Origin of the sequence: Shewanella profunda (assembly GCF_023283765.1) — a bacterium.
GTDB classification, from domain to species: Bacteria; Pseudomonadota; Gammaproteobacteria; order Enterobacterales; family Shewanellaceae; genus Shewanella; species Shewanella profunda.
The window spans coordinates 81,788-93,359 of sequence record NZ_JAKILG010000006.1 but is presented as its reverse complement, the minus strand read 5'-3'; the positions used below and the strand labels follow the sequence as shown (position 1 = coordinate 93,359).

Below are 11,572 nucleotides of genomic sequence, written 5' to 3'. Positions count from 1 at the left end.
CCAGAACTCGCCTCAGTAACTGCTGGGTAGCACCTAGATCTCGGTGCTAGATTCTTACGCCGTTCCACCCACTGTGAGCTTGTCGAGCTTCAAGGTCGGTTGACCTACTCCCACAGGCACACTTTGACCATCTTTGCCACAAACGCCAACACCTCGATCCAACGCCATATCGTTACCCACCATAGAAATCTGGCTCATGGCTTCTGGTCCGTTACCAATTAAAGTGGCACCTTTAATCGCTTGGGTCACTTCACCATTTTCAATTAAATAGGCTTCAGACGCTGAGAACACAAACTTACCCGAGGTGATATCCACTTGGCCACCACCAAAATTAGGCGCGTAAATCCCCTTTTTGACCGACTTAATAATCTCGCTTGGATCTGACGCACCCGCCGTCATATAAGTGTTGGTCATACGCGGCATAGGTAAGTGAGCGTAGGATTCACGGCGACCATTACCTGTTGGTGACACACCCATCAAGCGCGCATTGAGCTTGTCTTGGATATAACCCTTTAAAATACCGTCTTCAATTAATACCGTTCTTTGGGTGGGTACACCTTCATCGTCGATGCTGAGCGAACCACGACGATTTGGCAAGGTACCGTCATCGACCACAGTCACTAATGTTGAGGCAACTTGCTGACCGACTTTGCCACTGAAGGCACTGCTACCCTTACGGTTAAAATCACCTTCTAAACCATGTCCTACGGCTTCGTGAAGCAATACACCCGGCCAGCCATTACCCAGCACCACAGGCATTTCACCCGCTGGCGCATCGATAGCATTGAGGTTGACCTGCGCTTGGCGCACGGCTTCACGGGCAAAGGCGAAGCAAATAGGCAAACCCGTGTCATCGTTTGCCATCAACACGCCATAATCATGGCGACCACCACCACCAGCCCCACCGCGTTCACGCTTACCATTTTCTTCTAAAATCACGCTGCAGTTAAAACGCACTAAGGGGCGAATATCGGCGGCCAGCGTACCGTCGCTTGCGGCGATAAGAATTTCTTCGTGCACACCGGCAAGACTGATCACCACTTGGATAATGCGGCTATCTAAACTGCGGATATAGGCGTCGGCTTCTTTCAGCAGATTGATTTTTTTGACTTCTTCCATCGCCGCTATCGGATCTAAGCTGTCGTATAGCGCTAATGCTTTTTGACGTTTAAAAGCGCAAACCTGAGTTTGTTCACCCGCACTGGCAATACCGCGAGCGGCCTGTGCCGCGGCACTTAAGGCCGCAGGGGTGATATCGTCGGCATAGGCAAAACCGGTTTTTTCGCCACTGATGGCACGCACCCCTACACCGCGTTCAATATGGAAACTACCGTCTTTGATGATGCCGTCTTCCAGCACCCAAGACTCGTGACGACTCCCTTGGAAGTAGAGATCGGAATAATCGATTTTGTGCTGATGTATGGTATTTAGATAAGTTTGTAGGTCATCTAATGCTAACCCACCCTTCAATAAACTTTGCTCTACTTGTGCTAAAAATGGCATCGATGCTCTCTTTGATCCGAAAGGATCTTTATATTCTGTATGTAAATTTAATGTACTAATTCTAGGTGCTAATTCTGTGTATAAACTCAATATCTAATTCAGCATTACCGTTTGTTTATACAGGCTATTTTGCGATTTTCTTCAAACTTGGCTCAAGGAAACGATTATGCTGCATAATCGGCATTTTACTGCGAATGCTGTGCAATTCGGCTAAATCCACCTCGGCATGTATCCAACCGATGCCTGTTTTACGCTCAGCCAAAATATTACCCCAAGGGCCAACTATCATACTCTGTCCCCACGTTTCTCGACTGCCTTCGTTATGGGCTCCCCACTGTGCCGCGGCAAGAATAACGCACTGCGTTTCAATGGCTCTTGCCTGTAATAGTACCTGCCAATGGGCCTCGCCCGTCACTTTAGTAAAAGCCGAGGGCACTGTGATAATCTCAGCCCCCGCGAGGCGCATAGCCCTAAACAAGTCGGGAAAACGCAAATCATAACAGATGGCTAGGCCAATTTTGCCAAAAGGTGTATCGATAACGCTAATGTGATCACCGGGGTAGAAGGTTTCGCTCTCGCGGTATTGCTTTGTGCCATCGGCAACATCGACATCAAAAAGGTGCAGTTTATCGTAATGCCCTAAAGTATCACCTTTATCATCAAACAGATAACTGCGGCTATAGACACGACCATCCCCAGCCAAAGCAGGGATAGTGCCCGCCACCATAAATACCCGATACTTGGCGGCCAATGCACTTAACGCCGATTTGAGCGGACTCTGATTGGCATCACCCGCATAGGCGAGTTGCTGACTCTCGTGACCACCAAACAGCAGACTGCATTCGGGCAATACCACTAAATGCGGTGCACCAAGATCCCGCTTGAGTGCCTTAAGCTGCGATTCGATAAACAGCAGATTGGCGTTGACGTCGCGACTGCTCTGACATTGCAACAGGCTGATGTGCATTGTTATCTCCCTGAATTTGCTTAATCGGTTCAACGTCTTGGCTATTGATAGGTTCTATGGGTTTGATTGATGGTTCTGGTTGAATAGCTTCAGGCTGAGGCTCTTGAGGCTTAGGCGCTTGAAGTGTAGCATCCTCCTCAGAGACCTTAGGTTCTCGCTCCTGTGTATTTTGCTCATTGTTACCCTCGGTCGGTATGGCTTTACCGCCCGCACCAATGATGGGCAAAATAGACTCTGGAATTTCAATTTCTTTACTCTTACGTTCAAGCTCCTCTACAACCGGTTCGGCCATAGTCCCAGTCACCCTAAAACGAATTTCTGAAATGACTTCAATCACTGGCTCAAGCACTTTGGTTAGCGCAAACGCCCCCAGTCCCAATGTCCAAGCACTGGTACTGAGCAATACCACAGTCGGCACACTCGAGGCCAATTGCGGCACAAATCGAATATCGTAATTCAAGCTCTCAGTGGTGAGATCCGTATAACCACGAACCTTCATATTACCTGCGATGGCATCCATTTCGGTATCTGTGGTTTTCACTACACCATTATCAATTTGCAGATTTCCGGTAAAGGAATTGAAGTACATGCCTTGCCCAAAGACATCGCTAAAATCTAAAGATAATTTACGTACTAGGGAATCTAAGCTGAAAAGTGAGAATATTCGTGCGCCCTTATCACTCACTTGGGATAAATGACCTTTACCCAAGGCAAAATTTACTTTGCCATTTAAGGTTTCGAGGGAAAATGCATAGGGTGCACCCTGCCACGATAAGTCGGCATTAACCTTGAGTGGCGCCTCATTAACGCCTGGATCAATCCCCAATTGCTCGGTCAGATGATTAAACTGGGTTGCATTTAACATCATGCTCAGTTCAGTTTTATTCTGTCCATCCTGCTGTTGCCAAATCCCACTACCTTGTAGGGTTACGTTAGGCGTATCTAAAGAAAGGGTTTGGATCTGATATCCCGACTTTTGCGGGCTGGCCTGCAGTACTAATTTGCCAAAGGGCTTATCGAAAACACGGAAATCTTCCACATTCACCGCAACGGGTGGCAGGTGAGTGAGCACTTGTTCCGCACCAAAATCCGCCTCAACGTCATTTCTTACCTCGGGAGCGAAATAGAACTTACTCGCCGCGACTTTAAGCCCTTGTGTCGTCCAGTTTGGATAGAAATCTATCCAGCCTTCAAACTCGTTAGCGCTGGCATTAAAACGCCACCCCGTTTCGTTGGGTTTAGCATTTAGCCTAAGTTGGGTCAGTTGTTGCCCGAACAGATCGAGGCGACCGATATGGGAATCGATACTCGCTACCGCAGGGAATAAGCTTTTAGGGGAAATCTCGTCGATTAAAATCCCTGTCTTCGGCAATTCTTCTTGCCCAACAAAGGCATTAATCACAGGTAACCAGTCGGCTAACTTAGCCTTACCGAGATCGACTTGGATATGACCTTGCTCTGTATTTCGAGCCTCATCCTCACCGAATAAACGCCCCAGTAACAGATCAAAGTAACTAAAGCTCCCCCCTTTATCGGTTTCAAAGCCACCGACAAACTCCGCATGGCTGGCAAGCTTTACATCTAATGTCGCATCATTTTGATCGCCTACAAACTCGGCCACTAACGCCCGAGGCTCATCTTCTGGCTTAGCAAAATATCCTGGAAATAACAGTTGGGTGCCAAGCATATCGGACGTCACTTTGGCTTGGATCTGATAACCTTGCTCAGTAAACAGCATGGTCATAGCCCCGTCCCAACTGATTTTACCCTGATAGAAATCACTCAAAGGATTGTGCAATGCATCGGGAAGACGGCTGAGATCCCAGCGACTTTTAAGCAGAAGATTAAGGCCAAAATCTTTGCCTTTGGGCTCAGTGTCGAAAGTTAAGCTGAGCGGCTGTTCGAACAAGTGCGCTTTGATGTCTTTACCAGTGATGAGTTGATTCGCAAAGTAGACTGCGCCAGTCACGCCATTAAGCTGAATCCCTGGCTGCGCAATATACACAGGCGTGTTATCAAAACTAATTTGACCCCGAATATCTTCATCTTCCCCCTCATACAAGGGAATACTGATATCTAAGCTGCCAGTCACTGCGCCCTGAACTTGCACAACGTTCAATGTTTTACCGACGGAGTTCGCAAGGGGAGATGCCTGTAAAACCTGAGTTGCCGCACGACCTTGGGTCGCCAGATCGGCTTGAATTCTTAATAATGAATATTCACCCAATTCAGGAATAAACACATGGGCACCATCAGCTGCAACATCCATCAACTTACCCTGATTAACCCAAATATCCATACGAGCATTTTCAAATAGGGCATCGAGGGAAAGCTCGGTTATTGCGGGCCAATTAGGTTGGAATTGGTATTGTGCATCCTGCAAGGTAAATGCCGCTTGAAAAACGCCACTGTTGTCATCAAAGGGGAAATTCGCCAACGCCCCCTGCCATAACACCTGTGCATTTTGGCTATGCCCAGCCTTTATCGCACCATCGAGGTATTTGGCTAAGGACTCCCCCATGGCTTTTACGGGGAAGTATTTATCGGCATTTGCCGCATTTTTAACTTCAACATTCGCGGCCAGTGACATTAACACTGCCGTACTCAAATCCAGTTTAACGGCTGCATCGAGGGCTATATCATCATTTTCAAGCTGAACTTGCGGCACGCTCAGGGTTAAAGATTCGGTATCGAACTGCCCTATTATAGGGGCACCATTGAGCACTAAGGGGGCGGAGAATTGATCACCAAAGTCCAAAGTATAGACTTGCTCTGGCAATGAAAATACTAAGGTTTTATCCTGCCACTGCAGATGAGCATCCAGAGGGTTAGTACTAGGAATACCGTCGTGCATTTGCCAATGCAACTGTTTGATATCCGCGTTTGCGAGCCAAGGTTCACCTTTTTTATGGTACACACGAATGGGGCCAATTCCGCCCTCTGGAGCTAACTGATGCCATTGTTTTAATACCGCTAAATCGACACCCGGGAATAAGGGCAATAATGGAAATAAGGTCTGTAGTTCAAATTGACTCGCATAGCCAAATAGCTCATTTCCCTGTTGTTTAACCGCCAGTATCAACTCAGGCCAAGACTCACCATTGGTAATAAAATCAAGGTCCGTGCTATTAACCTCCCAACCTGTGGCCGTGGGTAACCAAGCAATACTGCCCGACTGGATCTCAATTTTTTGCGGTTTGTCCCCTATCGCCCACTCAAGCCAACTTGGCTCAAAATGGATCATCCCCGAATGAATACTACGGTTGGCAAAAGTGAACCAAGCTTTAAGATTTATAACACCTTCTAAGGGTAACTTTTGGCTAGGATCGTAGGGATCAGGTTGACGCGATGCCCACTCTCCTAAATCCAGCGATTGAGCCGCTAGATAGATTTGTCCCGTGAGGCTATCGGGGGCTGCACCGTCACCTTTAATATCGAGTTGTAATTGTAACGACTCATGCCTCGAGGCGTTATTGTCGAGATAAACCTGACCCGCACCGCGGTGACTATCGCCATTATTACGCCAATTTAAATGTCGAATATGAATGGGGCGATATTCATGGTGTTCACTTAACAGCTGCACCGAAACATTGGTGAGGGAAAAACGCTCAAGCTGTTTTAGGAGTAATTTGTAAAGCCAATCTATCTGTGAGGCACTACTTGGTGTAGTAGCCGACTCGTCTTCGATGAGTTTATCGATATCGATGGCCAGTCTGACTCCATCAAAATTGACATCCTCAATACGCGGACTGGTCTTCAATAAGGATTGCCAAAAATCCAACTTAATTTGGACATTCTTAACCAACACAGTTACAGGTACTTTATTTTGGGGTGGGATAATCAGATTTTCAATGGTGATCGCTGGACCAAAGGCTTGCCATTGGGCCGATAATTCACCCACTTGCACATCGATATGATATTCACTTTTTACGTAATCAACGAGCTGCTGACGCACCTCATCAACCTGAGGTAATAATCCACGGATCAAGCTTACAGCGAGTGCAAACAAAACCAAGATCACTGCCAGAAGTTGCCAGCAAAAACGACTCAGTGTTTTAACGGTAAAAAGCGTAGCCACTACATCATCACCACATCGTATTTGTGCTGTGAGTACATAGGCTCATTCTGCAAACGAATACGTTTACTGATGTAAACCTCAAGCTCAGCGACCAGATGACTATCTTCACCACTCAAGCTTTGATATACAGCCGGAGAGCAATACAGCAAAAACTCATCGGCATCGTATGCACGATTTAATCGAATGATTTCACGGAAAACGTCATAGGAGACAGTTTCAACCGTCTTCATGCTACCAGTACCGTTGCAAGCAGGACACTCACCACAAACCACATGCTCTAGACTCTCACGAGTTCGTTTGCGGGTCATCTCGACTAGCCCTAAACCGGAGAAACCACTGACATTAGTTTTAACTCGATCCTTGGCTAAGGCACTATTTAAACTATTGAGTACACGGGTTTTATGATCATCATTAAGCATATCGATAAAGTCGATAATAATGATGCCCCCAAGGTTACGCAGGCGTAACTGTCGAGCGATGGCTTGGGTTGCTTCAAGATTGGTATTAAAGATGGTTTCTTCTAGATTACGATGGCCCACAAAGGCACCAGTATTAATATCCACGGTCGTCATGGCTTCAGTCTGATCGATAATCAGATAACCGCCAGACTTTAGCTCCACCTTACGGCCGAGGGCTCGCTGGATTTCATTCTCGACATCGTAGAGATCAAAAATAGGTGCAGGGCCTGAATAGTGCTCAATTTTCTCGGCTATTTCAGGCATAAATTCTTGGGCGAAGCTTTGTAATTCATCAAAGGTGCGGCGCGAATCAACCTGAATACGATCCAGTTCGGTTCCTACAAAGTCACGCACGATACGCACGGGTAAAGCTAAATCTTGATATAAAAGTGCCACACCGCGACGCTGACGGCGCTCACTGACCTTAGACCAAACTCGACGTAAAAATGCCGCATCTTGGGCAAGCTCATGTTCACCCACCCCTTCGGCAGCGGTGCGAATAATAAATCCGCCATCTTCATCTACATAGGGTAGTGTAATATTTTTTAGACGACTGCGCTCTTCCTCAAGCTCAATACGTTGGGAAACCCCAACATGGCTAGAACCAGGCATAAAAACTAAATAACGGGAAGGCAAAGTAATATCGGTTGTAAGGCGCGCGCCCTTAGTACCTAGAGGATCTTTCACCACTTGCACCATAATATCTTGGCCCTGACGGACTAACTCAGCGATATCACGGACAACAAAGTGGCCTTTCTCAACATCGGCGACACACTCGGTGTGCGGCACTATATCTGAGGCATGTAAGAATGCAGCTTTATCTAGCCCTATATCCACAAAAGCAGCTTGCATACCGGGTAACACACGGCTGATTTTACCTTTATAAATATTGCCGACCAAACCCCGTTTCATACGGCGTTCAATGTGCACTTCTTGCAATACACCGTGTTCAACCAAAGCCACGCGAGCCTCGGATGGGGTTACATTGATCAGTAACTCTGAACCCATCTTGCGCTGTATTTTATTCGGATTTAAGCGACCGGTATTCACGACTCACCCCATTCGGGAAATTAGATTAATTAATTGAAGTTAGAGTTTCTCTCAGCATGAAAACCGATACTCCCACTATCAATGCCCTTAGAATAGTGGGCTTCAACGTTATAGTAAGAGGTAACCCACGTCGATAAGATTCCGTTTTAAATCCTTCAAACCACGCAACAGGGATAAGATTAACCTAACCCAACCTCAATCAATAACGCGCGAGTTTCAACTAAAGGTAAGCCAACCACACAGGAATAACTGCCTTCAATGGACTCAACAAAACAGCCACCTAAGCCCTGGATACCATAACTACCTGCTTTATCCATAGGTTCCTTTGAGGCAACATAGGCATCAATATCCGCATCGGTAAGCAGACAAAAACGCACTTGGGTTTCAACCAAACGCACTAAAGTCGTAGGGTTCGCTACCTCGCCATAGGTTAGTGCAACCGCAGTCATTACTGTGTGTGTTTTGCCAGATAAAGCCCGCAGTGCACGCTTTGCATCGTTCTCATCTAACGGTTTACCTAATATCGTGTTTTCAAGCACAACGATAGTATCAGAACCTAATACAGCAGGTTGTGACATATCAAGGCATAATGCAAGCCCTGCTTGCGCTTTTTCAGCAGCGAGGCGTTGCACATAATCCCTTGGTGTCTCAGCATTACGAGGGGTTTCATCAATATCGGGAGCGACTTGAGTAAAGCTAAAGTCAGTACGACCTAGGCCAATATTCGCCAATAATTCCTTACGGCGCGGCGAGGTAGAAGCGAGAACTAAATTCACCGTTAGCGAACCTTATAATGACGTCGAACACGACGTAAAATCCAAAAAATCCAAGGCCAAATCACTAAACCTGAAATTGCAGGTAGAAACAAATCCGTATTGAACTTAGCCTCATCCATCACAAATTCCACCCAGTAAACCACTAAGTGGTAAAGACAAATAAGCAGTGTCACCACCAATGTTTGCTGCCATTTAGGGAAATTGCGCAACCGCTGGCAATGTAAAATCGCAATATAGATCACCAATGACATCGCTAATGAGCGTACCCCTAAGGTTGCTCCCAGCAGAATATCGAGGGCTAAACCTAATACCCAAGCGGTTAAAATATTGTATCTGTGCGGCAACGCAATCGACCAATACATAACAACCATCAAAAGCCAGTCTGGACGCCAAGCTTCAACGACCGCAGGCAAAGGCATAATTTGGCTTAGTAGCCCGATAAACAGTGTCAACCAAACGATGAGTCGACCATTCGCAGCTTGTAAACTCATCGATTTTCCTCTGAAGTAGGAGGATTGGCAGGCTCAGCAGCCGGCTCCGGTGTCTCACCCTTTGGTGCTTCCTGCAAGTGATCCGCTGCTGGTACCAGTATTTGGTTTGGTAACGTCACACCCGAATCTGGCGATGGCCAAATCAACAGTAAATAACGAATACGATCGAGGGCAGCTAACGGCTGCGCGGTAACGCGGGCATAGCTTTGACCATCCTCGGTGAGCACTTCCATCACCCGTGCAACCGGATATCCTTCGGGAAAACGATTGCCTAGGCCAGAGGTCACCAACAAATCGCCAACACGAATATCGATACTTTTTGCCACATGGCGCAGTTCAATCTCATCATTTTCACCGGTACCATTGGCGATTAAGCGCACATCGTTACGGGTGATACGCACAGGTAAACCATGGGATACATCCGACAGCAGCAGTACTCGACTGGTCATCTCGCTAATTTGTACTACCTGCCCAACCACCCCTTGAGCATCAACAACGGGCTGTCCCACAAACACACCACTGCGGGCTCCGAGGTTTAACACCACATAATGGTGGGATGGATCGCTGGCGACCTCGAGCACTTCTGCAACCATTTTGCGAGAATCCTGATAGGCAGGCGAACCAAGCAAGGCGCGTAAACGCTCGTTTTCTTGACGCAAATGTTCAAAGCGCTGCAAACGCTCGCTCATTAACAATTGTTGTCTTAACAGTTCTTTATTTTGTAGCGCCAGCATATTACGCGTAGCAAAGCTCTCGGATGACCAATCGAGCAAGGCGCCGGGGAAACTGGCAAGATATTGAACAGGACTTAATGCAGACGCAAGGGATTGACGCGCAGGTTCAAGGCGATGATTAGCCACGAGCAAAATCACCGACAAAATAATTGCCAGTGTTAAACGAAATTGGTTAGAAATACCACGAACAAAAATTGGCTTCATAGGAAAGCTAAGGCGGTGATTAGCCGCCCCATACCGAAGTTAAATTAGGTTTCTTCGGAGAACAGATCGCCGCCGTGCATATCAATCATTTCGAGGGCTTTACCGCCGCCGCGCGCAACGCACGTCAGAGGATCGTCCGCAACCATCACAGGTATGCCCGTTTCTTGCATTAATAAACGGTCCAAATCACGCAATAATGCGCCGCCGCCCGTTAATACCATACCGCGCTCAGAAATATCCGAGGCTAATTCTGGTGGAGATTGCTCTAACGCCACCATAACCGCGCTTACAATGCCTGATAAAGGCTCTTGCAGGGCTTCTAAAATTTCGTTGCTGTTCAGTGTAAAGCTACGAGGCACGCCTTCGGCTAAGTTACGGCCGCGTACTTCAATCTCTAACACTTCATCGCCAGGATAAGCAGTACCGATTGTGTGCTTAATACGTTCAGCCGTGGCTTCACCAATTAAGCTGCCGTAATTACGGCGCACATAGTTGATAATGGCATCGTCAAACTTATCACCACCAATACGCACTGAAGATGAATACACCACACCATTCAATGAAATAATAGCGACTTCGGTAGTACCACCACCAATATCCACCACCATAGAACCTGTCGCTTCAGATACAGGTAAACCCGCACCAATCGCAGCAGCCATAGGCTCTTCAATCAAATAAACCTCACGAGCACCAGCACCCATTGCCGATTCACGGATAGCGCGACGTTCAACCTGAGTCGCACCCACAGGCACACACACTAAAACGCGTGGGCTTGGACGAAAAAAGCTATTGTTGTGCACTTGTTTGATAAAGTGCTGCAGCATTTTTTCAGTCACATAAAAGTCAGCAATTACACCGTCTTTCATTGGACGGATAGCTTGGATATTGCCAGGTGTTCGGCCTAACATTTGTTTAGCTTCTGTGCCTACTGCGGCAACAGATTTCTGACCAGAGCCGTTACGCTCACCACGTATAGCAACAACAGAAGGCTCATTGAGGACTATGCCTTCGTCACGAACATAAATTAATGTGTTAGCTGTACCCAAATCGATCGATAGATCATTAGAAAAAATGCCACGCAGCTTCTTGAACATGTAACTAGCCTGTATTCTGTGGAGTCAGAAGAAAAGAAAAATCAGCTAACTTTATCAATGCCACCCTGATTCCACAAGACCGTTGAGGTTAACAATCGCTAATGGAGTGATTTTTTTTCAAATATACACCTTAAAAACGGTATTTAGCCGGAAAACACGCTTTATCGATTGAAATTTAAACAGCAAAAAGCGGCAAACCATACAAACTAGCAACACA

Annotated in this window: 8 protein-coding genes; all 8 read right to left on the bottom strand. The window is 46.8% G+C overall.

Annotated elements, in window-relative coordinates:
- Positions 1-54 precede the first annotated feature (54 nt).
- The 8 genes from tldD to L2744_RS05170 all read right to left on the bottom strand — a co-directional run bounded on the left by tldD (position 55) and on the right by L2744_RS05170 (position 11,355).
- Positions 55-1,503 carry a metalloprotease TldD gene (tldD, locus tag L2744_RS05205; RefSeq protein WP_248990914.1) on the bottom strand — a complete coding sequence of 483 codons (1,449 nt, stop codon included), beginning with the start codon at positions 1,501-1,503 and terminating at the stop codon, positions 55-57.
- 124 nt (positions 1,504-1,627) lie between these two features.
- Positions 1,628-2,470 carry a carbon-nitrogen hydrolase family protein gene (locus tag L2744_RS05200; protein WP_248990913.1) on the bottom strand — a complete coding sequence of 281 codons (843 nt, stop codon included), beginning with the start codon at positions 2,468-2,470 and terminating at the stop codon, positions 1,628-1,630.
- The gene (locus L2744_RS05195) at positions 2,394-6,548 is read right to left on the bottom strand and encodes a YhdP family protein (RefSeq protein WP_248990912.1); all 4,155 of its coding nucleotides are present in this window, start codon (positions 6,546-6,548) and stop codon (positions 2,394-2,396) included. The genes L2744_RS05200 and L2744_RS05195 overlap by 77 nt, the downstream gene beginning before the upstream one ends.
- Positions 6,548-8,014 carry a ribonuclease G gene (gene rng, locus L2744_RS05190; protein WP_248990952.1) on the bottom strand — a complete coding sequence of 489 codons (1,467 nt, stop codon included), beginning with the start codon at positions 8,012-8,014 and terminating at the stop codon, positions 6,548-6,550. Before rng ends, L2744_RS05195 begins: the two co-directional genes overlap by 1 nt.
- Before the next feature lie 221 nt (positions 8,015-8,235).
- The gene (locus L2744_RS05185; protein ID WP_248990911.1) at positions 8,236-8,832 is read right to left on the bottom strand and encodes a Maf family protein; all 597 of its coding nucleotides are present in this window, start codon (positions 8,830-8,832) and stop codon (positions 8,236-8,238) included.
- 2 nt (positions 8,833-8,834) lie between these two features.
- Positions 8,835-9,323 (bottom strand): rod shape-determining protein MreD, encoded by a 489-nt coding sequence (gene mreD, locus L2744_RS05180; protein WP_248990910.1) that lies wholly within the window; start codon positions 9,321-9,323, stop codon positions 8,835-8,837.
- Positions 9,320-10,261 (bottom strand): rod shape-determining protein MreC, encoded by a 942-nt coding sequence (gene mreC, locus L2744_RS05175; RefSeq protein WP_248990909.1) that lies wholly within the window; start codon positions 10,259-10,261, stop codon positions 9,320-9,322. The genes mreD and mreC overlap by 4 nt, the downstream gene beginning before the upstream one ends.
- Positions 10,262-10,305: 44 nt before the next feature.
- Positions 10,306-11,355: a rod shape-determining protein gene (locus L2744_RS05170; RefSeq protein WP_248990908.1), complete on the bottom strand. Its 1,050-nt coding sequence runs from the start codon at positions 11,353-11,355 to the stop codon at positions 10,306-10,308.
- Positions 11,356-11,572: the final 217 nt, after the last annotated feature.

Bases quoted from the DNA above. Each gene is read 5' to 3' on its own strand.
- tldD (WP_248990914.1), bottom strand. From the start codon at position 1,503: ATGCCATTTTTAGCACAAGTAGAGCAAAGTTTATTGAAGGGTGGGTTA.
- L2744_RS05170 (WP_248990908.1), bottom strand. From the start codon at position 11,355: ATGTTCAAGAAGCTGCGTGGCATTTTTTCTAATGATCTATCGATCGAT.
- mreC (WP_248990909.1), bottom strand. From the start codon at position 10,261: ATGAAGCCAATTTTTGTTCGTGGTATTTCTAACCAATTTCGTTTAACA.
- L2744_RS05200 (WP_248990913.1), bottom strand. From the start codon at position 2,470: ATGCACATCAGCCTGTTGCAATGTCAGAGCAGTCGCGACGTCAACGCC.
- mreD (WP_248990910.1), bottom strand. From the start codon at position 9,323: ATGAGTTTACAAGCTGCGAATGGTCGACTCATCGTTTGGTTGACACTG.
- rng (WP_248990952.1), bottom strand. From the start codon at position 8,014: ATGGGTTCAGAGTTACTGATCAATGTAACCCCATCCGAGGCTCGCGTG.